The organism is Paenibacillus sp. GP183, from assembly GCF_900104695.1.
GTDB lineage: Bacteria > Bacillota > Bacilli > Paenibacillales > NBRC-103111 > Paenibacillus_AI.
The window spans coordinates 2,481,041-2,505,961 of sequence record NZ_FNSW01000001.1 but is presented as its reverse complement, the minus strand read 5'-3'; the positions used below and the strand labels follow the sequence as shown (position 1 = coordinate 2,505,961).

The following is a 24,921-nucleotide window of genomic DNA, read 5'->3' as shown; positions in this document are numbered from 1 at the left end:
ATGTCCGTATTGGCTGAAGAGAGAAAACAGGTCATTAAGGAATGGCTGCAAAAGGATGGTAAAGTGATGGTGATCCCGCTCTCCGATCATTTGGAGGTGTCCCCGGAAACCATTCGCCGCGATTTGCTTGCGCTGGAGAAGGAAGGCAAGCTGAAGCGTGTGTATGGCGGCGCCATTAAGCCAACTTATCTTAATGATGAAGCGCCCTACTCACTCCGCCAAAGTATTCACCCCGAAGAGAAAAGGGCAATAGGCTTGCGCGCAGCCGAACTCATTCAAGACGGCAGCACAATCGTTATTGATGTAGGGACCACCACACAGGAGCTGGCCCAGGCTATCCAGGGTAAGAAGCGGTTGACGATTCTTACTAATTCTATTCCAGTCGCATCCACCTTGCTTGAGTCGATCAGTCGGGGTGTATTTACTGGGAAAGTGATCATTCTGGGAGGTGAAGTCAACCCGGAGCAGAGCTCAATCAGCGGTACGCTCTGCTTGCAAATGATGGCGCAGTTCCATGTGGATCAAGCCTTTCTTTCCGTAGGCGGCATTTCGCTGTCGAGCGGGATTACCGATTTTGATTTCAATGAGGCTGCGGTTTCGCGAGCCTTTGCAGAAGCGGCGCAAGAGGTGATTGTGCTTGTCGATCATTCCAAGCTGGGGATCACCACATTTGCTCAGACGATACCGCTTCATCAGGCGGATATTATTATTTCAAGCACAGAGGTTCCAGGCGAATGGATTCAGGAGATTGACCGAAGCGGAGTGCTTTGGATTGATGCTTGTTCGATGAACATAGAGGACAGAGGTGAAATGAAATGAGCAAAGTGATCATGATCGTGCTCGACGGATTGCGCTATGATGTGGCCCGTGGTTCCATGGGCTATTTGAATCATTTGGTTGAGGTGTCCAAAGCAGCGAGCTATAAAGTGAAGTCCGAGCTGCCCAGCCTGTCCCGACCGCTCTATGAGGTGCTGCTGACGGGGACTCCGAGCTCTGTAAATGGCATAACCGCCAATCATATCGTGCGTCTTTCGAACAGACAAAGTATCTTCCATGCAGCAACCAAGCACGGATTAACGACGGCGGCGGGAGCTTATTATTGGGTGAGCGAGCTTTACAATAGGGCGCCGTTCGACAGGATAGAAGACCGTCAGCAGCACGATCCCGGCAAGCCTATTCAGCATGGCACTTTTTATTTTGAAGATTCTTATCCGGATTCACATTTATTTGCCGATGCAGAAATTTTACGCCGCAATCATGATCCGCACTTTTTGTATATCCATCCTATGGGGATCGATGATATTGGGCATAAGCACGGTGGGGAGTCCAAAGCGTATCGTGACAAAGCGATTGAAGTCGATAGTATTTTGGCTTCTTTGCTGCCATTATGGATGGAATTGAACTATGAGATTATTGTCACTTCCGATCACGGTATGAATGCGGACGGCAGCCATGGCGGAACAGGCGCGGCGGAGCGGGAGGTTCCCTTCTATCTAATTGGCTCTTCCTTTGAACCGGGCTACCATGAGGATGTCATTCCGCAGCTGGCTGTGGCTCCGCTGGTATGCAAGCTATTGTCTATTCCGCTAGTGAACGGCATGACAGACATGGATATCCCGGCTTTTAAACATAAAATGGTGAAGTAGGTTCTCTTCGAAAATTTTCAGGAGGTACATCAGTGAAGGTAGATTTTCATTTTCATCTTGAAGAAGGGCCTTATTCCCTGCAGTGGCTGCAGCGTACCGGACGGGCTCTGGTCAACACAACGAACGATGATTTGATTACGGGGAAATCCCACACACGTGATTGGATGGACAAAATTTTTCGATTGCTGCAAATGAGAATGGAGCAGGGCTGCTTTCACGAGGATTGGGTTCAGCGATATTTGCAAAAGGGCCGTGAACGGGGCATTCAGCGCTTTGGCATAGTGGATCATTTGTACCGCTTTGTTGAATGTAAAGAGTACTATGAGCGTTTTATGCTTCTGGATGACTCGCCTCTGGGGCAATTGCAGCGAAAATGGCTCGATCAAGTGTGCACTTATTCAATAGAAACTTATGTGAAGGCTATGCGCAAGATAGCTGAGAATGAGGATGATTTGTCGATTGGCATAGAAGCCGATTATTTCGTCGGCGGGGAAAAGCAGCTTCAGGCTCTGCTTGCTCCTTTTGAATGGGACTATATCATAGGCTCCGTGCATTTTTTGGACGGCTGGGGCTTTGATAATCCAGAAGTTCAGGATCGGTTTCAAACTGCCGATTTGGACCGTTTATATGATCAGCATTATGAGACAGTCAAGCAGGCAATTGCCAGCGGATTGTTTGATTTTATCGCTCATTTGGATAATTTAAAGGTATTCGGCTATAGGCCGGATGAAGATAAGCTGCTCCCCAAATATAGAGAAATCGCCTCCGCGCTGAGTGCCGCCGGCATTGGTTCCGAGATCAACACAGGATTGCTGTATCGTTACCCGGTCAAGGAAATGTGTCCCAGCCCATCCTTTCTGCAAACATTATTCGAGCAAAATGTGCCGATTACACTGTCGTCGGACGCTCACTTTCCTGACGATATCGGCATGCATCTGGACGATGCTCTGAATTTAGCGAGAGCTACAGGGTATAAGGAAATCGCGGTCTATAAGAATCGCCAGCGGCTTATGCTGCCGATTCAAGACAACAAGTAACGTTATACGAAAACAGCAATCCCGATTCAATATTGGGATTGCTGTTTTGTTAAGAAGGAGGATAGCAGCATGCTCGAGACGGGTGAGACGGGACGAATATTGTATTTTGTACACTTGAAATGAGTCTCATCTGTAGCAACCTTAGGAACAGTGTATTTAGTACAATCAAATCTGAGAAAATCAAAGAAAAGACTCATATTGCAGCTCTAGGACGCTAATAAATAACAATGTATGAAATGCAATGTTTTCATGTTATTTAATGAACCTTGCTTCCAATTTCCGGCTCATCACCCGCAAGGTGAAGACAACGATGATCAAGGCGATTTTCTCGCCTTCTGTATGGTTTACCTAACTACACTATTGAGCGAGTTGTCCGTGCAATCTCTGTCTGTCTCACACGTATGGCGGGTCCCAGCTTTTTTTACTCCAGCCTATTTTGTCTTCGATCACATTCAAATTTTGATCTAACTGTACGTCAACTCCGAATGGCAGCTTGCGATTATGACAAAACCGCAGGTCTCTCCATTTCACCTCGTAGCCGTCATTTTTTTCTGTAAAGCTCACATGAACACGTTGAGCAAAATGCAGGAATGCCCGTACTCCATCCGTTCTCATCGATGCTTGCACCACTTTGTTATTGCTATCCTTCTGATACACATCATGCACAGTGACATCGCGATAATTTACTTTCCCAGTATAGGAAAAGGTATCGGTTTCCAGAACGAACTGCCAGCGAAACCAATGTAAGTCAGGAATTACATGGCAGATTCCCTCTTGATTCAATTCGAATTGAACGCGTTTTACAACGAAGTGATGATGGAAGGTACGAGCTGCTATATAAGCGAACGTAATTGCATACACGGCACCGAATATTATGGAGGGTGAATATGAGGTGAAAATCCAAATGACAAGACCCAGGACATGGATCAGAAATAGAAAAGGCTCGTATAGTGAAAGTATATCCATATGGAACCACTTTTGGCTGAACGGACGAAAGCTTTGTACGCCGTAAGCATTAAATAAATCGAGAAATACATGGAAAACTACCGCTATGAAACTCCAAAAATAAAGATGTGCAAACTGATTCATATCCCCAAATAAATAGCCCATAAGAAGGCTGATGAGTGCTGGCCAAACAAGCAATGCCGGCAAAGAATGCGTGATGCCGCGATGGTGCCGAATGTAGTTGGAATAGCCTTTAATACGCGTTATGGTATCAAAGTCCGGAGCATGAGAGCCAAGCAAGGTTGCGGCGAGAACGGCATGGGCAAGCTCAGGGTGTGCAGCAACTGCAGGATCGAAATACGCGAGACCAGCTAAGGTAGCTCCAAACAGTAAGTGACTTCCAGTATCCATGTGCGTCTCCTTCATTTGTAATATAGTCTCATTTTAAGCTCTAAACATTAGGGGAATGTTAAGAGCATTATGTATTTAAGTAAATTATTGTTATCATTGGGTTAAATATATACACTGGGATAAGGATATTTCAGAACTGTTGGTAAAATGTGTTCTATATGCTGAGAGAAGAGCATTTAGAAAACGATAAAACTTATGGCGTCACTTTTATAATTGCTGCAGCATATTGACATCAAACCATATTTGTATAAAAATAAGAATTAGCACTCTGTTGAATTGAGTGCTAAATCCCGTACGAATATTTTTGAAAGGGGACCACCTATTCATGGCAAAAAAGCAGTTTAAAGCGGAATCGAAAAGATTACTGGAAATGATGATTAACTCCATTTATACGCAGAAAGAAATATTTTTAAGAGAGCTCATTTCTAATGCCAGTGATGCCATTGACAAAATTTATTACAAGGCGTTAACCGATGATCAATTGGTGTTTAACCAAGAGGATTTTTACATCAAGGTAACGGCTGATAAGGCAAGCCGAACACTGACGATCACCGATACGGGCATTGGCATGACCAAAGAGGATCTTGAAAGTAACCTGGGGATTATTGCCAATAGTGGCTCGCTTGCATTCAAGAAAGAAAATGAATCCAAAGATGGCCGCAATATCATCGGTCAATTTGGGGTTGGATTCTATTCAGCTTTTATGGTCGCGGATGTAGTTACAGTGACCAGCAAGGCTCTGGGCAGCGATGAGGCTTTCAAATGGGAATCCAAGGGAGCAGACGGATATATCATTGAGCCCTGCGAGAAAGCTTCGGTGGGTACTGAAATTATTTTGAAAATTAAAGAGAACACCGAAGATGATCAATATGATGAGTACCTGGAAGAGTATCGATTGAAAGCGATCATCAAGAAGTATTCCGATTTTATCAGATACCCGATCAAGATGGATGTTAAGGGGAAACGACCTAAAGCAGACAGCGAAAATGAACTCGAGGATTATCAGGAAGAGCAAACCGTCAACAGTTTGATCCCGATTTGGCGTAAAAATAAAAGTGAGCTTACGACGGAAGACTATGAGAATTTTTATGCGGAGAAGCGTTACGGATTCGATAAGCCGATCAAGCATATCCACATTAGTGCTGATGGCGCCGCGGTCTACCATGCCATTCTTTTTATTCCGGAGAATACCCCGTTCGACTATTATACGAAGGAATATGAGAAGGGATTAGAGCTCTATTCCAATGGTGTTTTGATCATGAATAAGTGTGCGGATCTGCTTCCCGACTATTTCAGCTTCGTCAAAGGAATGGTGGATTCGGAAGACTTATCCCTCAACATTTCCAGAGAGATGCTGCAGCATGACAGACAATTGACTCTAATTGCCAAAAACATCAAGAACAAAATCAAAAGCTCATTGCAAAGTATATTGAAGGAAGAAAGAGAGAAATACGAACAATTTTATAAGTCCTTCGGCAGACAGTTGAAGTATGGGGTGTACAGCGATTACGGAACAAATAAAGATGATCTGCAGGACTTGTTGATGTTCAACTCTTCCAAAGAAAAGAAACTGGTCACCTTGGATGAATATGTATCAAGAATGCCTGAAGAGCAGAAATATATTTATTATGCGTCCGGAGAATCAATCGAGAGAATCGAGAAGCTCCCGCAAACAGAGATGGTATCCGATAAGGGATATGAAATCCTATACTTCACGGATGATATCGATGAGTTCGCCATCAAGATGCTCATGACCTATAAAGATAAAGAATTTAAATCCGTATCGAGCGGCGACTTGGGGATTGAAGCGGATGCCAATGAAAATCAAACGGATGCAGAAGAGAGCGATAACAAAGACCTCTTTGAATATATGAAAAGCCTGCTGAACAACAAAGTGAAGAATGTTAGAGCGTCCAAGAGACTTAAAACTCATCCTGTATGCCTCTCTGCTGAAGGTGAAGTAACGATCGAAATGGAAAAAATATTGAAAGCAATGCCTAACAATCAGGATGTAAAAGCGGACAAGGTGTTGGAAATTAACATCAATCATGAGGTGTTTCAGTCCTTAAAGGATGCTTTTGCCAAAGACAAGGAGAAGCTGAATTTATATACGAACCTGTTGTACAATCAAGCCATTTTGATTGAAGGATTGCCGATCCAGGATCCGGTAGAATTCACAAACGATATTTGTAAAATAATGGTCTGAAGCAGCAAATAAATAAGCAACGAAATTAACCCGCGCCTGGTGCAGACCAGGGTGGGTTATTTGTCGTTATTCCTGTATGATTTTTTGACGACTGGTCTGCCCACACTTTCCTAAAACCATGGCATATCTTGATTTTAAATTGCGCTAAGAAAATGAGAAAAAATTGAAATGATCATGTGAGGTGAAATAATTTGCAAAAAAAGACAATGACTAATTTACGGGGTGATATATGGGATCTAAAAACCCTGAAACACTTATTGCAAAGAAAGCCTAGAATCCTTTATAAAGGTAAAAGCCGGTATCAAAATATTATCCTGTTAGAAGCGAAGGTATACCCTATTACTCCACCAAGGAAAAAGGCACAGGTCTGGGAACCATGGTTTCATTCGGCATTATTAAAAAGATGAATGGGAAAATCGAGATTAAGAGTGAATTAGGCAAAGGGACAGAGTATAGAATTACCTTCACGAATACATACCGTCAGGTCGAGGGTAATACAGCAATCTAGAAGAAACATCAAAGATTTTCATTTTATCGCACCTGCTGCAATGCCCTTAATAATATATTTCTGCGAGAAGATGTAGAAAATGACAACAGGAATAATTGTTAAGGTCAAGCCGGCCATCGCGAGGTTCCACACAATCGTGAACTCTCCGAAAAAGTAAAAGGTCGATAACGGAATCGTGCGCAGCCCTTTATCCGAAAGGGTCAAGGATGGCAGCAGATAGTCATTCCATATCGCGATCACATCCAAAATTGCAATGGTGATCGTGATGGTTTTCAGCATAGGGAACACGATTCTCCAAAATACACCGAATTTGCTGGCCCCGTCTATGGTTGCTGCTTCCTCAAGAGCAACCGGAATAGACTTCATGAAGCCGTGATAAAGGAAAACCGCCATGCTGGCATGGAAGCCAACGTTCATATAGATCAAGCCGCCATGCGTATTCAGCATCGGGATTTGAAGATTCGTTCTTATGAAGTCCATGACTTGCATTAAAGGCATCATTAATGTCTGGAAAGGAATAAGCATCGTGGCCACGAGCGTCAAAAAGATGTATCTGCTCAGCCGGTTGTCTGTCCTGACAAGCATCCACGCGGTCATGGAAGCCAAAACAATCACGAACAGAACGGAAGTGACGGTAACAAATAACGAGTTGCCGAACGCCGTGAGAAAATTCATCTTCTCCATCGCTTGTGAATAGTACTGGAAGCTGAATTGAGAAGGCAGCGCCAATACATTTTGGTACAGCTCCGCACGGTTTTTGAAGGAGTTGACGACCATAATGTAGACAGGTGATAAGAAGGCAACTGCAAGGATGACAAGTAAGATTTCGAGTACATACTTACCATTTCTCTTCATCACATTTGCACCTCTCTCCTCTTGGTAATGATAACCTGTGTCAATGTGATGAGCGCCACGACCAAGAAAAACACAATCGCCTTGGCCTGGCCGATTCCGTAATGGCTGTAGCCGAAAATTTCATTATAAATGTTCATGGCGAACATTTCCGTGGCATTATTGGGACCACCCTTGGTCAATGACAGGTTCACGTCGAAGATCTTAAATGCGCCGGAGAGCGTCAGGAACAAACAGATCGTGAAAGCCGGCATCAATAACGGGAATATGATCTTGGTCAATCTGTGCCATAAGTTGGCGCCATCCACCCTGGCGGCTTCCAACATTTCGTCCGGAATTCCCTGAATGCCTGCGATGTATATTATCATCGTGTAACCGCCCATCTGCCACGTAAAGACAATGACCATCGCACATAATGCGAATTGCGGATCGAGCAGCCAGTTAAAGAAGATACTGTGAAGACCTGTTTTACTCCCAATAAAGTTGAACACGTCCGAAAAAATAAATTGCCAGATATAACCGAGAATCAGACCGCCGATCAGGTTCGGCATGAAGAACATCGTACGAGCCGCGTTGCTTGCACGAAGATTGGTAGTCACGATCAGTGAAAAAACCAAACCCAGCACATTCACGGCGATCATAGCCAGTACGGTAAATAACACGGTGTTCCAAGCGGATGCCAGGAAGCGATCGTCATGAAAGATCTGCGTAAAGTTATCAAACCCGACGAAGATTTTGGGATTGGCGGGAATGCCATCCCACTTATAGAACGAGTAAAGAATACCAATGATAAACGGAATAATGACAACCGTTGTAAAAATAAAAAGCAGCGGAACTGTAAATAAAGCGAACCACGCTTTGTCCTTTCTCTTTCTCAAATCGATTCCTTCTTTCCGGTGAAAAAGCCTAACGCTCGATGCTTAGGCTTTCTTCTTATACTGTTAAAAGGTACGATTTTATTTAGCGGCTTTAGCCCATGCAGCATCTAGCTTTTGCAGGAGCTGGTCGCCGGTCATGTCTTTTTTCAGGAAGTACTCCTGTGCTGCCGGAGTCAAATCGTTAACGATGATGCCCTGCGGGAAGTAGGTCATCGCCCAAGGAATCGTCTGACCGCTCTTCGTTGCATCGTATACGGCTTTGGACAACGGATCCAAATTTGTTGCATCGATATTCTGCATGGCTGGGATAAATTTGAATTCATTCACAATTGTATTTTTACCCGTATCGCTTGTGAACAGCCAATTCAGGAAGGCACTTGCAGCCTTGATTTCGTCAGCGTCTTTTTTACCGTTGATGACCCAGTTGCTGCTCAGACCTACTGCCAGTTTGTTATTGCCGGCTAGCGGGAACGGCATCATGCCTATGTCAAAACTCAAAGTCCCGTAATCCTTCAGCATGCTATAGCTCCAGTTGCCTTGATGAACCATGGCCGTTTTGCCTGTTGCGAAGTCACCCATCTGGGTGTCGTATTTCACTTCCATCGGATTCTTGGTGGAGTTGGCTTTGATGGCATCCATGAATTTCCCGAATTCTTGGAATTCTTTGGTGTCCGCCATTTTTACTTCGCCTTTGTTCAGCTTCTGAATATAGGCTACCGGGTCTGGCTGCAAAGCGAATGGAGTGTTGATGATGTGTCCAATAAGGAAGTAAGCTTCTTGGGAAAGGCTCAGAGGATTTACACCTTTGCCCTTCAGATCCTGCAGCGTTTTGGTGAAAGACGCAAGATCCGTGACATTCTTCGGATCCACCAATTTCTTGTTGTAAACCAAACCAAAGCCTTCTACTCCGTACGGAACCCCAACGGTTTTGCCATCAGCTATCAATGCCATTTTCGGAGCGATATTCTTCACATAGGGCTCGTTGCTCATATCATAGTAGTAGGATTTGAACTTTTCAGCTTCAGAGCCTGCAGCGACGCTGAAAAGTGACGGGCCTTGGTTGCTGGTCAGCTTAGCTTGCAGCTGCGTCGTGTAAGCATCTCCTGCGGAGCCCCACACATCAACGGCATTGCCAGTTTCAGCCGTATACTTTTTAGCCAAATTCTCCAGCGATGTAGCGATCTCCACCTTCGACTGGAAAATCGAGATTTTCTTCAGATTCTTGGCTGGTGCCGACGCGGAAGTCGATCCTGTAGCGGCTGGAGAACCCGGACTGGCACCTTTATTGGCGTTTCCACAGCCCATCATTGCCGTGAACAAAGCCGCAGCTGTCAATAAACTGAACACTTTTTTTACTTTTTTCAAAACTTACGCCTCCCGGAAAACTATTTAGTAAAAGCGTTATATTTTACTAATTTTCTTAGCTTTTCTTATTTTACTGTTATTCTCCATTTTTATTCACCAGTTAGCATCATTACCCAAATCAACAGCGCTTTGTTGAAATAGCAAAAAGACTGCAGCCCTCAGGGCTGCAGTCTATCATTTTCTTACATTTTACGACACTTTAGTAGCTTGCGGTTCAGCTTGTTGAACTGGCTTTACATACCTGCCTGGCCCTGCTACCACTGCAGCGAGAACACCCGCCACCGCAAAGACGATACAAAGGATAAAACCATGATTAATCGCCGTTCCGAGCGAATCTCTGACGAAGTCCAAAATACTTTTGGGAACCGAGCCGCCAGCTCTGACAAGCAGCTCCGGATTGGCTAATGTACTTATTTTATCGGCCGGAATATTATGGGCTGCCGCGCCGCCTTCAATCAAGGTCTTCAGGTTGTTATTGACTACAGTCGCCATAATAGAGGCTCCCAGAACCCCGCCGATGCTGCGCCAGAAGCCTACGATTGAGGAGCTGATGCCAATATATTTGCGATCCACGCTAGCGGCCATGGCATTTTGGGCCACACTCATTAGAGGGCCAATTGCCCCTAGACCCAAGATCACCATCAATCCCATCATGTACCATGTAGAAGCATTATGGCTCACAGTACTGAGCAAGTAGCTTACTACAATACCAGCAGTCATCGAGCTTGCCATTAAGGTGCGATAAGATAATAAATTTTGGAGAAACCCGAAACCAATAGCGCCTACCATCAGTGAAAACATCATCGGTGTCAGCAGCCCGTTAGAGTTTGCCTGACCGAGAACAGCTGTCGAGAAAATGGGCAAGTACGCAATCGCCGAGAACATGATAGCCCCTTGGCATAAGCAAGCTAAACTGATTCCAACGACCATGCGATTTTTGAACAAAGATAAAGGAAGTACCGGCTCCGAGGCTCGCAATTCGACCCGTATGAAGAGAATCCCTATAAGGAGCGAAGTTGCAAATAAGCTGATGATCTGCCAAGAGCTCCATGCATAATCTTTGCCGCCCCACTCAAGAGCAAGCATAAGTGATACGGTGCAAATGACGAGAAACGCAGTGCCCAAATAGTCAATTTTCGGACGACGATCCGAGCGAGACTCCTTCAAAGCGTACAAGAGGACAAGGAACGACATGATCCCGATAGGGAGGTTGACGTAGAAGCACCATCTCCAGCCCCAGAACTCGGATAAAAAGGTTCCGATTTGCGGTCCTGCTACCGACGACAGCCCAAAGATACCTGCGAATACACCCGACATTTTCGCTGCTTGCTTCGGATCATTAAAGATTGTAAAAATAATCGTAAAACTAATCGGAAACAGTGCTCCAGAGCCAATGCCTTGAATAGCACGGAAAAAAATCAATTGTGTTATATCCGTAGCCGTTCCGCACAGTGCCGAACCAATCAGGAAGATACTTATTCCTATTAAATAAAACAGCTTTCTGCCGAACAAGTCGGACATTTTCCCAAATACCAGCATGGTGCTTGTGGAGGCTAACATATAAGCGGTGAATACCCAGCTCACTTTATCAAACCCGCCGATATCCTTAATGATATGGCTGATGGCTGACGATGTAATCGTATTGTCCAGCGATGCCATGAGCAATCCTAGCGCCATCGCTAGAATGATAAGCCCTGTTTTTTCTTTTGCCATTATGGTTCTCTTCTCCTTTTATGGTTCCATGGATTTCAGCTTGGATAATTTATCCTTAAGAATCCTTAGAACATTTTCTTTATTTGTAATGCCAATTTCAATACAGATTTCTTGCGTTGGACTCATATATGGCTTATAGCGCTGCTCATCCGCTTTAATCTTTTTTAGTTCCTCTTCTGCCTTTTGAAGCCCTTTTTCTAACCAATGTCTCACCAAACCCGGTTCCGCCATCTCGCCAAAATGCAGCCGAACCAGAAAATCCGACTTCATCTCATTGTCTTGAATCTCACTGTATAAGTACTGGTGAAAGCTTCTCTTCCCCTCCTCAGTAATCGTATATACATTCTTGTTCGGCTTTCCCTCCTGCATGACGCTCATCTTGGTGATTAAGCCATCCTTCTCCATTTTGCCCAAGGTCGGATAGATGGTTCCATAGCTGGCATTATAAAAGTAAGAAAAAATCGTCTCGAATTTGTGTTTGATATCATAGCCGGAAATGCTCTCATGCATTAAAATTCCCAGGATTACATCCTGACTGTTCAGCTTCATCACCACCCTTTATGTTCAATTTAAAATTATCTAAGAATAATTTATCATAAATATTATATCGAATCAATATATATCGATTATTAATAAGTTTTTAATGCCTGTTGATCTAATTGCACAGCATATTCCAACTTTTGCGTTCTCATGCAAGCGAATTGCGTTGTAATTTATTGGAAAAAACATTACGCTAAGTAGGCACATATACCTATACATAAAAATTGCACAGCAGAGAGGAAAAGGTGACATGCGTGGTCATAGACAGAAATGAGTTAGTCGATGAATTCTTTTCAATGATCAGAGAATTAAACGGAACAACAGCGGATGGCCTAAAAATAAGGGACTTCTTTAGGTTAGTTTCTGAAGTACGAGACTTCATTCCTCCAACGATCGAATTTATGACAGTTCTTAAAACCTATCGACCCGTATTATTTATAAAATTTAGAAAATCACTTATTCCCAGAACCCGTATGTGGTACTTGGCAAATATCCATTTCGATGTGGGTCAGGCATTAGTTAATTTAGAAATTACGAGCGAAGAACAGCTGCATAGACTTGTTAAAGGGGACAAAGCCATTAGTTATTGAAATGTTTTGATTAAATGAATATTGTAATGATAATATTTGAATAAGGAAATAAGCAACGGTATCTTATAGAGGGTATCGTTTTTTCATTATGAAGGGAGGATTGGAGAAATGACAGTGGCAACGGAATGGGTAACATATGGAGAACAAGGTGAATATACCGGGTTTGTCGCGCGCATAGACAGGCTTAATGGGACAGCCCCTGCAGTTATCGTCATTCAGGAGATTTGGGGTGTTGATTCGCATATACAGGATGTGACTAAACGGATAGCCCAAGCGGGTTATGTTGCATTCGCACCTGATCTGTATTCTTATGCGGGAAACCAAGAGGATTATTTACAAGCCGATCGCTTGGATCAGGCAAAAAGCTTCATGGACTCTATTCCCCCCGCCGCAGGGCGGAATCCGGAAGAACGGAAGCTGTATATGACGGATATGCCCGAGGGTCAGGCTGAGCGGATTAATGAGACGTTGGATGCGATTTTCGGTGGATACAGCAAAGCTCGATTTCCTGACACTGTGAAGCGTGCAGCCAGCTTTTTGCGTGAGGAGTACCTTTATTCGAAGGGAGAAGGTGTAGCCTCGGTCGGCTACTGTCTGGGCGGTGCACTATCAGGATGGCTGGCCTGCGAGGATCCTCAATTGAAAGCGGCGGTTGTTTATTATGGAAATCCCCCTGAAGCGGAAAAAATCAGCTCTATTGTCTGTCCGGTTCTCGGATTTTACGGTGAGAAGGATAAGCGAATTTCGGAATTGATTCCGGCTTTTGCAAGTGAGATGAAGGCAGCCTCCAAATCTTTCGAATCTCATATTTATCCCGATGCGCCGCACGCTTTTTTTAACGATACTCGGCCGTCTTACCATCCCGATGCTTCCAGGGCTTCGTTTGCCCGGATGCTCACTTTTCTGTCTGATGCCTTGACCCGTTAGACCGGAGTTATGGTATAGTATAGATAAAATCATACGACTCTGAAGTCGCCATTTATTGATTTCAGGAGAGGTTCTAGAACAACCCTCTATAAAAAACTAAGGAACGATACCTCCTTGGGTATCGTTTTTTCATTTTGAAGAAGGAGATCAACCAAAGATGAAACATGAAAAAGCAATCGTCGTCTTCAGCGGCGGTCAAGACAGCACAACCTGCCTCTTCTGGGCCATGCAGCGATTCGGAGAGGTAGAGGCAGTAACGTTTAATTACGGACAGCGCCATAGTCTTGAATTGGAATGCGCCGCGCAAATAGCCAAGGAGCAAAATATCAAGCATCATGTGTTGGATATGTCGCTGCTGAGCCAACTTGCTCCCAATGCCTTAACGCGTTCAGACATAGAGATTGAAGTCAAAGAGGGTCAACTGCCTACGACCTTTGTCGATGGACGAAATTTACTGTTCTTGTCCTTTGCAGCCGTATTGGCCAAGCAAGCTGGCGCTAGACATATCATTACCGGAGTCTGTGAGACCGACTTCAGCGGTTATCCGGATTGCCGGGATGTGTTTATTAAATCGCTGAATGTGACGCTCAATCTGGCGATGGACTATCCGTTTGTGATTGAGACACCGCTGATGTGGCTGTCAAAAGCACAAACCTGGCAGCTGGCGGACGAGCTTGGCGCCTTCGACTACGTGCGCGAAAAGACGCTTACCTGCTATAACGGGATTATCTCTGACGGGTGCGGGGAATGCCCTTCTTGCCGTCTGCGGGCTAAAGGGCTGCAGGAGTATTTAGCGGTGAAGAGTGAGGGGACGCCATCATGATGCAGCAAATCTATCCATCGGTGGTTCATCCGTTCAGTTATGAGCTCAATAAAGATTTTCAATTCGCAGCCGCCCATTATATTCCTAGCGATCTTGCCGGGAAGTGCAGCCGCATCCATGGCCATACTTACTTTACCAATTTGACTATCGCAGGGAATGAGCTTGATGCTTCAGGGTTTTTGGCAAATTTTTCGGTGATCAAACAAATCATTCATGACCGCTTCGATCATTCACTGCTGAATGAGCATAAGCCATTGTTCAGCGATGAAGATCCGAACCGATTTCCTACTACAGAGGTCGTGGCGAGAACGATTTATGAAATAATTCAAGCCCATTTGGATCAAACGGACAATAAACCTCAATGCGTGCAAATCTTTTTGCGGGAAACGCCGACGAGTTATATTGTCTACCGACCAGCAGCAGGAGGAAGAAGCCATGACGTCTAGCCGCTTTCCTGTTATGGAGATTTTCGGTCCAACCGTACAAGGGGAGGGCATGGTCATTGGGCAAAAAACGATGTTTGTCCGCACTGCCGGCTGCGATTACTCCTGTTCTTGGTGCGATTCAGCTTTTACCTGGGATGGTTCGGCCAAGGACGAAATTCGCATGCTGACAGCTGCAGAGATTGTATCTGAGTTGTCTGCTGTAGGAGGAGATACCTTTTCCCATGTGACCATCTCCGGGGGAAATCCAGCACTGCTGGCAAACCTGCAGGAGCTGATCGGTCTGCTGCATGAACGGGAAGTCAAGGTTGCCATTGAGACCCAGGGCAGTCGTTGGCAGGATTGGTTCCTGCTGATCGATGAGATGACATTGTCTCCGAAGCCGCCAAGCTCAAACATGGTAACCGACTGGGGCATCTTGGACAATATGATAGAGAAGCTTTCCAGGAGCGGCAGCAGCTTCAGCCTGAAGATCGTCATTTTTGACGAGCAGGATCTGGAATACGCCAGCCGTGTTCATGAGCGTTATCCGCATGTATCGTTATATTTGCAGACGGGTAACGATGATCTTAAGGAAGTAGATGCGACCGTAATGCTGAGTCGGTTGCTAAGAAAGTACGAGTGGCTGATCGAACAGGTCATGGATTCAACCAAGTTAAAATCTGTTCGTGTCCTTCCGCAGCTGCATACATGGATTTGGGGAAACAAACGTGGGGTATGAGGTGATTATTTGAAGGTTCAGGGTTTCGGATCTTTTATAAAAAAAGGTGAACATATTTTCAGACTTAACGCCGAGATGATATTTGGCGAAGGTAATAGACCTGTTATTCTGGGGATTGGCCTAAACCCTGGTTCATGTCAGCTAATGGATATGGAAGAATGGAATTCTTTTCTCCGAACGGATAATCTTGTTGTGACTGGAAAAATCAAAATGGATAGAACCATGCTTCATATTAGCGAAATGGTTTTGGAAGCACAGCCTCATTTTCAGGGTAAAGTGAATCTTAATAATTTAATGAATTACAGAAATGGTAATATGAACGAAGCTATCAGCATGTACAAACAACTAAAGAGGGATGGTCTTTATCTTAATGAACTTGAAACAGACTTCAATCAATTGTTGAATAACCACCCGAGCTCTATCATCTGGTTAGGTTGGTCATTGAATCGTTCAGCCATATTAAACGCAAGAAAAGACCAAGTTTATACTGACGTGAGCAATTCCAGCAACCGTATTATCGCGAAGTACCCTAATGATAACCCTTCAAGCCCTCACGTCGGTCATTTTTGTCCACTATTGCAAAAAGATGCCATTGCCTACAGGTCTTATATCGTCTCCCAATTGCGCGCAGCACTTACATAGATCAAACGAAGAAGCTTAACTTTTCATAGGATTTGCCCAGCACAGTCTTCGCATCGCCTTTAAGCCAATCGTCGATGAGCGTGTAATACACAGAACGAAAATCTACGTTGTATTTTAAATCTCCATTGTCGAGGTTGCTGAGCTTCGGATATTCGCCGTAAAGGCCGCCTTTAATACGTCCACCAATGACCAGCATCGGAGCTGCTGTTCCGTGGTCGGTGCCGCCGCTGCCGTTCTCCTTCACTCTTCGGCCGAACTCCGAGAAGACAACGGTCACGACACGGTCCTGAAGCCCCAACGCCGTCAAGTCGTTGTAAAAGGCTCCGATCGCTCCATCCGCATCCTTGAGAACGCGCGCATGCTGATCTTTTTCATTCGCATGATCGTCAAAGCCGCCGATTTGCGTGTAGAAGACACGTGTGCCGGAGCCTCCGGAAAGAAGCTTGGCCACAAGCTGCAAGTCTTTGGAAAAGCCCGTTTTCGGGTATTCAACCTTGCTGGAGTAAACGGCGCTTAGCGACTGGAGAGCTTCAACTGCATGATACGCTTCCGAGCCCTTCCGGGCTGCAACTCGCACCTGCGTCATTTGCCTGGTGGGATCGTACATGTCCATAAACGCCTTGGTCAACCGATTCTTGTCCTGCGCTCCGAGGTTAATCTTAGTGTCGAGAAAGTTAAACGAATCCAGGGATTGAATGACAGGCGTAAACACTGAATTGGAATGGAACGCTTTGTTCGTATCGTTACCGATCTGCAGCGCCTTTAGTGGATTCGTGCTGCGAGCCATCGAGGATTCCAAGTAACGACCGAGCCAGCCGCTCTGGATCCATTGGTCCGGTTCCGCGGTCTGCCATATTTCCATGGAGCGAAAATGGGAATGATCCGGCTTCGGATAGCCAACGCCTTGTACGACCGCAACTTTGCCTTGTTGATAGAGTCCCTGCAGACTCTTAAGGCTTGGATGGAAACCGACACCATTGTTTTCCAAGGATAGCACGTCCTTCTGTGCGATAGCGAGAGTAGGACGGGAATCATAATAAACCCCTTGATTGTAAGGGATGAGGGTATTAATGCCATCGTTGCCCCCGGACAATTGCACAACCACAAGTACAGGGTCATTGATACCAGCCAGACCGGGTGTAGTTTCGGCAGCGAATCCCGCACTTTTATTCGCGAGCAGCAGCGGACCCCCGATACCCATCATAGCTATCATTGTCGAGCCTTTAATGAGAAAATCTCTTCGCGACATTTTCATTTTCAGGTCGCCTCCCTTTTGTCAGATCATCTGTGCTTCGGGGCTCACCATCATAAGGTGAAGCAGTCCGCGCAGACCGGTCATATTTCTTTGATTCGCATATAGAAATGTATCACTAACATAGGCTGTCAGCACCTCCGATGTTGTCTTGCCCAGTTGGCCAACACCAATTTGGTTCGACCACAGCTCTATCCAGGCCGCTGCGGACGTCTTATCGTCCGGTATGTAATCGGGTGATGTCAGTATCGTGCCGTTTAATTTGAATGCCACGCTCTCTGCGAATTGGTATCGCGCCAGCAGCCACGAGGACATAAGCCATGTCTGGCCGCCACGCCAACCAGCTACATCTGGAGGCAAGTACAGCTCTTGCCCCATTTTGCGCAGAGCACCAGCAAAGCCGCGCGTCAGTGGAAGCGAGAATGCCCGCATCCAATCCACTACATATTCGACCGGCGTCTTCACGAGTGACATAATGACCGCTTCATCGTAGAACTCATCGGAGATGAACAAGGTGCCTAGCACCGCGCCGATTGTCTTCATCGACGCGAAATTTGCCGCTACTGCAGCCACCCATTCGTCCGAGGGTGTCTCCGTTGCGAAAAAATGAAGAAGCTTCCGCGCCATGAAGATCGGGAGCGCTTTTTGGTCGAACAGCACACCAACAATCCCTGGAGCATCAAATTTACCCATTTGGCCAAGAACCGTCTTGTTTCCGTCATCATGCTGTTTAGGTTGATAGGTTACTTCGCCTTTTGCTTTTTCTACATGCCACCCGGTGAAAGCACGGGCAGCCTCACGGATATCTTGCTCCGTGTAATTGCCGATCCCCAGTGTGAACAGCTCCATGACCTCCCGGGCATAGTTCTCATTGGGCTTGCCTTTTCGGTTGCTGTTCACATCCAGCCAAAGCATCATGGCCGGATCCTTGCCGACCGCAAGCACGAGATCCTTGAAGCTGCCCAATCCCAACTTACGGAACAGCTCGATTTGCTGGACCACCAAAGGCACGTCATTAACCTTCCTATATGAAGTGGTAAAATGTCCATGCCAAAACAACGCCATTTTCTCCGTCAAAGGGGCGCTTGTATGAGCCATTCGGTACAGCCAATACAGCTGTTGATCGGTGATATCATCAGCTTTCAGCGGCTTGCCATCCGCCTGCAGTTCCTCCATGGATGCCAGTTTTGCACCGTTTTCTGTGTCCATGAGTGGTGTTCCGTCCAGCAGCCGCTTCACTGTTTCCTGTCTGCCGAGCGCCACGCTCGCTTTGACCTCATGGCCAAGCGATGCAAATCCGGCTCTGCGCAGCAAATGCGCCGCCTCCTTGTCCGTCCATCCGGATCCCATACCTGCCACTCCTTTCCTCTTATAATTATTTTATCGGATAATTATTACAAAACTTATACAAAAAAAACGTATTTCCGAAAAAAGCATCCAGACTGCTTGTCAACTTTCTCCATTCCCACTATGCTTAAGACAATAAACTCTTCTTTTAGACAGGATCCGCATTGCTGGTGTTGCTGGCTTCTATTCCATTTTTTCCGAGGTGCTTATGATCAAGCTGCTCATTGCCGAAGACGACAAATCCGTGTGCGAGATGCTGCAACTTTTTTTTCAAAATGAAGATTTTCAAGTTACTTTCATTCATGATGGACTGGCAGTCAGGAAGCATCTGAATCAGCAAGAATGGGATCTCATTATCCTCGACTGGATGCTTCCATTCGTCGATGGCATCACACTGTGCAAGGAAATTCGCGCTTCGATGCAAACTCCTGTCATTCTGCTAACTGCTCGCAGTGAGGAGAAGGACCGCGTGATGGGGTTGGAGCTAGGTGCAGATGACTATGTGACGAAGCCGTTCAGTCCAATTGAGCTGCTAGCCCGCATAAAGGCCGTCTCCCGCCGATACACGCATGCAGGAAATAAACAAGAGTCTGTCTCCGCCGCAATCAAAGAAACGATCGAGCACGACCGAATATACATCGATCTGGCTTCCCGAAAGGTAAGTATCAATGACAGGACCATTGATAACCTGACAAAGAAGGAATTCGACCTGTTCTGCTTGTTTGTCAATCATCCGAAGAGGGTATTTACCCGCGAGCAGCTGCTCGAGAAGGTTTGGGGATATGATTATTTCGGTGAAGAACGTACCGTCGATGTACATATCAAGCGGCTTCGCAACAAAGTATCGACCCCGGAGAGACCCTTGGTCTATACCGTTTGGGGAATCGGATATAAGCTGGAGGAATCTTGAGTGATGAAGTTCCCACGCTTGAAGTTCACTTTCTTCTACAGGCAGTTTCTGAGTCATTTCCTGCTAGTTATATTAATTGTTGCCTTCGTCAGTATTGGTTTCCGCTATTATATCAAGAACGATATTTATAATATGAAAACAAAAGAGCTCATTAGCTACGCAAGTGTCATCACCCGGACCATCCAGAAAAACGAGGAGAATGCTGCAAATCATGGAGCCGCCTCTCCCTCCCAGCCGGGAGTAACGCCGGGTGGTGGCGGCATTCCAACCGCAACCCCGCAGCAGGCAGGTGGTGGCAGCACTCCAACTGCAACCCCGCAGCCAGATGTTGCATTTCAATCCGCAATGTCCGAACGCAAAATATCGTACGTCTTGATGAACAAGAACGGCGATGTATTATCCCGCGACCAACGGACACTGTCCCAGGAATATAAGAGCAAATCGTTCCTCCAATCCCTGAAGGCGCATATTCCCGAAATCGTTCCGAGCTCTGGAAGCTTTCGCATTGAGAAGGAGACGCCGGATCCTCTGCTCGTTCTGCCACGTCCGGTCAAGCTAAAAAGTCAAACCGCGTATCTGTTCGTCATGTCCCCTGAGCAAGGGCTGAACGAATCGCTTCGGCCCGTCAATCGCACTGTACTACTGCTATTACTTTCGGCCCTGCTACTCGCTTTCGGTGTGTCCTTACTGCTTTCGCGCAGCATGAGCCGAATTGTGCATAAGCTGCGCGATGCAACGCAGCGAATCGCCGCCGGCACTTATTCGGCGAGCGTCAATACGAAACGTACGGACGAGCTTGGTGACTTGGCGCGAGATTTAAACTCGATGGCTGACCAGCTCGAAGCTGCGTCGAGCAAGCTCGAGCAATATGAAATGAATCGTCGCCAGTTCATCACCGATGTGACTCATGAACTGCGAACACCGCTCACATCGATTCGCGGCATCATCGAAGGATTGAAAAATGATTTTGTCACCGAACCCGCCGAACAGAAGCGTTATTATGCCATTATTGAAAAGGAAACGTTTCGTCTGATTCGACTCATCAACGAGCTGCTTGATCTGGAGCGTATCGGCAGCGGCAATATTACATTGAAATACGGAGAATACTCGCTGCACGAGCTGCTCGAGGTTGCCTGCGAATCACTTGGGGTGCTCGTTGAGGAGAAAAACCTGCGGCTGCTGATCGACTGCCCGGAAACGGTCCTATTCTATGGAGACTACGATCGCATCATGCAAATCGTTATCAATTTGGTGAAGAACTCCATCCAATTCATCGAGTTCGGTACGATCCGGTTGATCGGTACTTCCACAGATGCATATACGGTTATTGAAATAATCGATACGGGTAAAGGGATATCGGCAGCCGATCTTCCGCATATCTGGGAACGGTTCTATAAATCCGATCCGTCTCGTACCAAAGAGCGCAGTGAGACCGGACTTGGATTGTCCATCGTCAAACATCTCGTAGAAGCACATCGAGGCGAGATTGTTGTAACGAGCGAGCTTGGTATCGGTACGACTTTCATGATTCGGCTTCCCAAGCCGTAGAGAGGCCGGCATTGGAGGGGAGTTCAATATTTACAATAGTGCCTTGATTGATTTTACTTTCAATTGTCATTTCCCCTTTATGAGACTCGATAATTCGGTAGCAAACAACCAAGCCCAAGCCAGTTCCATTCTCCTTACTTGAAAAAAAGGGTTCCCCTAAATTGGCCAATTGTTCTTGGGGAATCCCCGTACCTTGATCGGCTACCTGAATGAGTATCTTCCCGTCGCTCTTATTACAAACTGTGATATCCACAAAACCTCCGTGGGGCATCGACTCAATGGCATTTTTTAGAACATTCATGAGTACTTGTTTGATCCGATTGGGCGCACATTGTATAACGAAGTAGTCGGAATACAGGTTCAGTCTCATCTGTACATTAAACAGTAGAGCTTGCGGCTGCATGAATTCGACTACATTTTCAATAAGGGGGACCAAGTCAGCATCTACAAAAGTCAGGGCATGGGGTTTGGCAATGCTCATAAATTCATTAACGATATAATTAATTCGGTCAACCTCGACCATCATGATATCTACATAATTGGTTTGTTTTTCTTTTAAAAGCTGCAAAAAACCTTTGAGAGCCGTCAATGGGTTTCGAATTTCGTGAACGACACCTGCTGCGAGCTGACCGATGACGGAAAGCTTTTCGGATCTTCGGATGATTTCTTCCGTCTTTTTTCGAAACGTCACGTCACGAAATAACAACAGGACCGATAACTTGCCCTGAAATTTAATCGGTACAGCCTTGACTTCAACAGAGATGATCTCACCGTCTAAACGAATCAATCTCTTTTCCACAATGTCAGAGGCTCTTTGTTCTGTAAATAACTGGCCCAGCTGTTCAGGCAGAATGGCTAAATCGTCCGGATGTAAAAATCGGGATACGGGCTCGCCTATCATTTCCTTTGCGCTCCCGGCACCAATAAGCTGTAACGCTGCAGGATTTACAAATACAATGATAAAATCCTCATAAACCACAATAGGCTCAGGGGAGGATTCTACCAGAACGCGGTAACGTTCTTCGCTTTCTTTCAATTCGGCATCCGCTTTCTTCTTTTCCGTAATATCCCTCTCGATGCCAACGAAAGCAATAACCTGTCCATGTTCATCTTTAACAGGCGAAATCGTAATATTCGCATAAAAGGAGCTGCCATCTTTGCGTAATTTTAAAGTTTCGAGACCTGTTATTGCTTCACCCTGTATAATTTGTTGATACAGCGCTTCATCTCTTAAATCCGCTGGAGTCATGGGTAGAACTTCTCCTATAAGTTCATCCCTTGTCCATCCGTGAAGCTCCTCGAATTTTTTATTCACACCCAAAACTTTTCCCTCTAAATCAACAATTACTATACCGTCTGTATTAAGGGTTAAGAAGGAATTAAGCAGCTGAACCTTTTTCTTATCGTCAGAAAAATAATGAATGTTAATAGGAATCACCTGCCCAATTATTTTACCAAATGTTTATTATGCCAAATGCTTATTATAATGTAATATACATTTTACTGAGACATCTAACAATGGGGGAAAATCAAATATTATGAATTCTATTTACAGAAACAAAAACGGAGCGAAGGAAGCTTTTATTCAAGCCTACGATAGAACGCTTCAAGAATGGGATGCACCAGCCCAATCGATATACATAGACACTTCTTTTGGCAAAACACACGTACTGGTTTCAGGACAGGAAGGTGCCGAGCCCTTAATTCTTTTCCATGGATTTGGCTTTAGCTCTACCATGTGGATTGAAAATATAAAGCCGCTTAGCGAACAGTATCGTACCTATGCTGTGGATTTCCTCGGTGATATTAACAAGAGCGAAGCGATTTGGCAGATTAAAAACAAAGAAGAATGTGCAAGGTGGTTCCGTGAAATTTTGAGCGGTTTGCGCATTCAGAAGGCTCATGTCGCAGGTCTGTCATACGGCGGATTCATAGCTTTGGTTTTGGCTGCAAACTCTTCGGAGCTTATCCATAAAATGGTGGTCATGAGTCCGGCAGCATCTTTTCAGGTACAGAGCAAGAAATTTTTCATCAAATGCCTTCTCGCCGGCATCTTCCCGACAACCAAACGGCTGAATGGCCTAATGAACGAAATGACCGGCAAAGGCAATCAAGTTAATGTGATTTTGAGAAACCAATTTATTGTGGGCATGCAAAATGCGATGCCAAAAAATAAGTTATTTCCAAGCTACATGAAGGATGATGAGTTGAAAGCCATTCAATGCCCGATACTGCTGCTCATTGGCGATCAAGATATTCAGTATGATCCCTTGAAGGCGATTGCTAGAGCCAATAAATTAGTTCCGTATATACAATCGAAATTAGTTGCTGATGCTGGCCACGGGCTGGCCATGGAACAGCCGGAAACGATCAATGCTTTGATGATCTCGTTTTTCGGGGGTACTGAGGTGCGTCCGATCAATTAAACTGGAAAATTTATTTTGTAAGTTTCACTTTTTTAATTCTATTAAATTTATTATAATGTAGGTATAACATTCAAATCCAGATAAGCTGCCGGTATATCTTGAATTAAGGAGTGATTCATTTGACATCATCTTACTTCAATGAGTGGCTAGATGAATATAATGATTATATGAGACTCTACGAGATTTTTGGCAATGAGGAATATCTCGAAGAAGCCAAGGAAGTCCTAGCCAGCTTAAAGGCCGTTGTCTTGAAATATAAGCGCCATAATATGATTGTTTGTAAAATCAAGAGCAACGAGATACATGCATTCTAATCAGCCATAATAAAGCTGCTTCCCGATAAGGGATGCAGCTTTTTCTCATTTTGCGAGGAGCAAAAAAGAATCCAAAATGGAGAATCAATCACCTAAGAGATAAGCTTGGCGATCAGAAAAGCCATGCCCGCTGCCAAACCACCGACCAGTGTTGTTTGCCAGGCGCTTCTAAATGGTCTTGAACCGGTAAATCTCCCCTTGACATAACCAAAAATGTACAATGCAATCAAGGTTGCAATCACAGATGTCAATAACGCTGTATTGGCTTGATGGATGAATATATAAGGTGACAAAGGGATGAATCCGCCTACAATATACGATAGACCAATGGTTAATGAGCTGTTTCTTGCCCTTTTGGGTTCAGGTTCTTCCAGCCCAAGCTCATGCTTCATCATGAAGTCAACCCATCGATCTGAATCTTCAATAATCGCATCAACAGCCGAGTTGATATCCGGTTCACGAAGTCCCCAGCTTCTTAGAACGTCGGCGACCTCCTCGCGTTCCCGGTCCGGAACCTCGATGATTTCTCGTCGTTCTCTCTCCAACTCATTTGTATAATGTTCCCTGTCGGTTCGTGCAGCCAGATAACCGCCTAGCCCCATGGCGATAGAACCAGCTGCGATTTCAGCAAGTCCAGCAATAACTACAATATTCGTTGAAGAAGTAGACCCTGATAATCCCGCGGCAAGAGCAAATGGAACCGTTAGCCCATCCGACATGCCAATCACAATATCCCGAATCAAATCGGGAGCCGCAAAATGTTTTTCAGTGTGTTCTTTGTGTGCTGAATTCTTCATTGTTCTCTATTCCTTTCCATAAACCCTTTGCGACTATGGTTTACGTTTCGATCAAAAACAATGCATTTTCATACATTGTA

Annotated in this window: 24 protein-coding genes, 1 pseudogene and 1 riboswitch; of the genes and pseudogenes, 15 read left to right on the top strand and 10 right to left on the bottom strand. The window is 45.3% G+C overall.

The features are described from left to right. The 3 genes from BLV33_RS12425 to BLV33_RS12415 are packed head-to-tail and all read left to right on the top strand — an operon-like array spanning position 1 to position 2,683. The gene (locus tag BLV33_RS12425; protein WP_090791622.1) at positions 1–819 is read left to right on the top strand and encodes a DeoR/GlpR family DNA-binding transcription regulator; all 819 of its coding nucleotides are present in this window, start codon (positions 1–3) and stop codon (positions 817–819) included. Next, positions 816–1,646: an alkaline phosphatase family protein gene (locus tag BLV33_RS12420; protein ID WP_090791618.1), complete on the top strand. Its 831-nt coding sequence runs from the start codon at positions 816–818 to the stop codon at positions 1,644–1,646. The genes BLV33_RS12425 and BLV33_RS12420 overlap by 4 nt, the downstream gene beginning before the upstream one ends. Positions 1,647–1,678: 32 nt before the next feature. Further along, a complete protein-coding gene (locus BLV33_RS12415; RefSeq protein ID WP_090791615.1) occupies positions 1,679–2,683 on the top strand; it encodes a histidinol phosphate phosphatase domain-containing protein in 1,005 nt (334 codons plus the stop codon). A 393-nt stretch (positions 2,684–3,076) separates the two neighbouring features. On the opposite strand, the gene BLV33_RS12410 is transcribed toward BLV33_RS12415, so the two are convergent. After that, positions 3,077–4,039 carry a metal-dependent hydrolase gene (locus BLV33_RS12410; RefSeq protein WP_090791608.1) on the bottom strand — a complete coding sequence of 321 codons (963 nt, stop codon included), beginning with the start codon at positions 4,037–4,039 and terminating at the stop codon, positions 3,077–3,079. A gap of 325 nt (positions 4,040–4,364) precedes the next feature. Here BLV33_RS12410 and htpG point away from each other — a divergent pair, with 325 nt between their 5' ends. Both htpG and BLV33_RS12400 read left to right on the top strand, forming a co-directional pair. Beyond that, complete coding sequence (gene htpG, locus BLV33_RS12405; RefSeq protein ID WP_090791604.1) at positions 4,365–6,245, top strand: molecular chaperone HtpG; 1,881 nt, start codon at positions 4,365–4,367, stop codon at positions 6,243–6,245. A 331-nt stretch (positions 6,246–6,576) separates the two neighbouring features. Then, positions 6,577–6,753 (top strand): annotated as a pseudogene (locus tag BLV33_RS12400) (ATP-binding protein); the annotation flags it as partial. A gap of 18 nt (positions 6,754–6,771) precedes the next feature. Here the strand turns inward: BLV33_RS12400 and BLV33_RS12395 are convergent. The 5 genes from BLV33_RS12395 to BLV33_RS12375 form a co-directional block, all read right to left on the bottom strand. After that, positions 6,772–7,608 carry a carbohydrate ABC transporter permease gene (locus tag BLV33_RS12395; protein ID WP_090791596.1) on the bottom strand — a complete coding sequence of 279 codons (837 nt, stop codon included), beginning with the start codon at positions 7,606–7,608 and terminating at the stop codon, positions 6,772–6,774. After that, positions 7,608–8,483, bottom strand: a complete 876-nt coding sequence (locus tag BLV33_RS12390; protein ID WP_090791591.1) for a carbohydrate ABC transporter permease — start codon at positions 8,481–8,483, stop codon at positions 7,608–7,610. Before BLV33_RS12390 ends, BLV33_RS12395 begins: the two co-directional genes overlap by 1 nt. 78 nt (positions 8,484–8,561) lie before the next feature. Continuing rightward, the gene (locus tag BLV33_RS12385) at positions 8,562–9,848 is read right to left on the bottom strand and encodes an ABC transporter substrate-binding protein (protein WP_090791588.1); all 1,287 of its coding nucleotides are present in this window, start codon (positions 9,846–9,848) and stop codon (positions 8,562–8,564) included. A gap of 189 nt (positions 9,849–10,037) precedes the next feature. Then, positions 10,038–11,561: an MFS transporter gene (locus tag BLV33_RS12380; RefSeq protein WP_090791585.1), complete on the bottom strand. Its 1,524-nt coding sequence runs from the start codon at positions 11,559–11,561 to the stop codon at positions 10,038–10,040. Between the two features lie 18 nt (positions 11,562–11,579). Continuing rightward, entirely contained in the window at positions 11,580–12,110 is a 531-nt protein-coding gene (locus tag BLV33_RS12375; protein WP_090791583.1) for a PadR family transcriptional regulator, read from the bottom strand. Positions 12,111–12,355: 245 nt separating this feature from the next. Here BLV33_RS12375 and BLV33_RS12370 point away from each other — a divergent pair, with 245 nt between their 5' ends. From BLV33_RS12370 to BLV33_RS12345, 6 genes are all read left to right on the top strand, one after another. After that, positions 12,356–12,691 carry a hypothetical protein gene (locus tag BLV33_RS12370; RefSeq protein ID WP_090791578.1) on the top strand — a complete coding sequence of 112 codons (336 nt, stop codon included), beginning with the start codon at positions 12,356–12,358 and terminating at the stop codon, positions 12,689–12,691. Positions 12,692–12,799: 108 nt separating this feature from the next. After that, positions 12,800–13,618, top strand: coding sequence for a dienelactone hydrolase family protein (locus BLV33_RS12365; RefSeq protein WP_090791574.1), 819 nt, complete (start codon positions 12,800–12,802; stop codon positions 13,616–13,618). Between the two features lie 61 nt (positions 13,619–13,679). Next, positions 13,680–13,724, top strand: a riboswitch (PreQ1 riboswitch). A gap of 51 nt (positions 13,725–13,775) precedes the next feature. Then, the gene (gene queC / locus BLV33_RS12360; protein WP_090791570.1) at positions 13,776–14,441 is read left to right on the top strand and encodes a 7-cyano-7-deazaguanine synthase QueC; all 666 of its coding nucleotides are present in this window, start codon (positions 13,776–13,778) and stop codon (positions 14,439–14,441) included. Then, the gene (locus BLV33_RS12355) at positions 14,438–14,887 is read left to right on the top strand and encodes a 6-pyruvoyl trahydropterin synthase family protein (RefSeq protein ID WP_090791566.1); all 450 of its coding nucleotides are present in this window, start codon (positions 14,438–14,440) and stop codon (positions 14,885–14,887) included. The genes queC and BLV33_RS12355 overlap by 4 nt, the downstream gene beginning before the upstream one ends. Beyond that, complete coding sequence (gene queE, locus BLV33_RS12350; RefSeq protein WP_090791562.1) at positions 14,877–15,605, top strand: 7-carboxy-7-deazaguanine synthase QueE; 729 nt, start codon at positions 14,877–14,879, stop codon at positions 15,603–15,605. The genes BLV33_RS12355 and queE overlap by 11 nt, the downstream gene beginning before the upstream one ends. Positions 15,606–15,614: 9 nt before the next feature. Continuing rightward, positions 15,615–16,247 (top strand): hypothetical protein, encoded by a 633-nt coding sequence (locus tag BLV33_RS12345; RefSeq protein WP_090791559.1) that lies wholly within the window; start codon positions 15,615–15,617, stop codon positions 16,245–16,247. Position 16,248: 1 nt separating this feature from the next. On the opposite strand, the gene BLV33_RS12340 is transcribed toward BLV33_RS12345, so the two are convergent. Continuing rightward, a complete protein-coding gene (locus tag BLV33_RS12340; RefSeq protein ID WP_090791555.1) occupies positions 16,249–17,502 on the bottom strand; it encodes a DUF1501 domain-containing protein in 1,254 nt (417 codons plus the stop codon). Positions 17,503–17,523: 21 nt separating this feature from the next. Then, entirely contained in the window at positions 17,524–18,849 is a 1,326-nt protein-coding gene (locus BLV33_RS12335) for a DUF1800 domain-containing protein (RefSeq protein WP_090791553.1), read from the bottom strand. A gap of 205 nt (positions 18,850–19,054) precedes the next feature. On the opposite strand from BLV33_RS12335, the gene BLV33_RS12330 reads away from it, so the two are divergent. Both BLV33_RS12330 and BLV33_RS12325 read left to right on the top strand, forming a co-directional pair. Next, positions 19,055–19,756: a response regulator transcription factor gene (locus tag BLV33_RS12330; RefSeq protein WP_366414807.1), complete on the top strand. Its 702-nt coding sequence runs from the start codon at positions 19,055–19,057 to the stop codon at positions 19,754–19,756. Between the two features lie 3 nt (positions 19,757–19,759). Next, complete coding sequence (locus BLV33_RS12325; protein WP_253187233.1) at positions 19,760–21,304, top strand: sensor histidine kinase; 1,545 nt, start codon at positions 19,760–19,762, stop codon at positions 21,302–21,304. Here the strand turns inward: BLV33_RS12325 and BLV33_RS12320 are convergent. Then, positions 21,279–22,742: a PAS domain-containing sensor histidine kinase gene (locus BLV33_RS12320; protein ID WP_090791549.1), complete on the bottom strand. Its 1,464-nt coding sequence runs from the start codon at positions 22,740–22,742 to the stop codon at positions 21,279–21,281. The two genes, BLV33_RS12325 and BLV33_RS12320, sit on opposite strands and share 26 nt — an antisense overlap. Before the next feature lie 100 nt (positions 22,743–22,842). On the opposite strand from BLV33_RS12320, the gene BLV33_RS12315 reads away from it, so the two are divergent. Together BLV33_RS12315 and BLV33_RS12310 are read left to right on the top strand one after the other, a co-directional pair. Next, positions 22,843–23,730: an alpha/beta fold hydrolase gene (locus BLV33_RS12315; RefSeq protein ID WP_090791547.1), complete on the top strand. Its 888-nt coding sequence runs from the start codon at positions 22,843–22,845 to the stop codon at positions 23,728–23,730. Positions 23,731–23,849: 119 nt separating this feature from the next. Further along, entirely contained in the window at positions 23,850–24,044 is a 195-nt protein-coding gene (locus BLV33_RS12310) for a hypothetical protein (RefSeq protein ID WP_090791545.1), read from the top strand. A gap of 92 nt (positions 24,045–24,136) precedes the next feature. Here BLV33_RS12310 and BLV33_RS12305 read toward each other — a convergent pair whose 3' ends face one another. Then, complete coding sequence (locus BLV33_RS12305; RefSeq protein WP_090791543.1) at positions 24,137–24,841, bottom strand: VIT1/CCC1 transporter family protein; 705 nt, start codon at positions 24,839–24,841, stop codon at positions 24,137–24,139. Between the last annotated feature and the right edge of the window lie 80 nt (positions 24,842–24,921).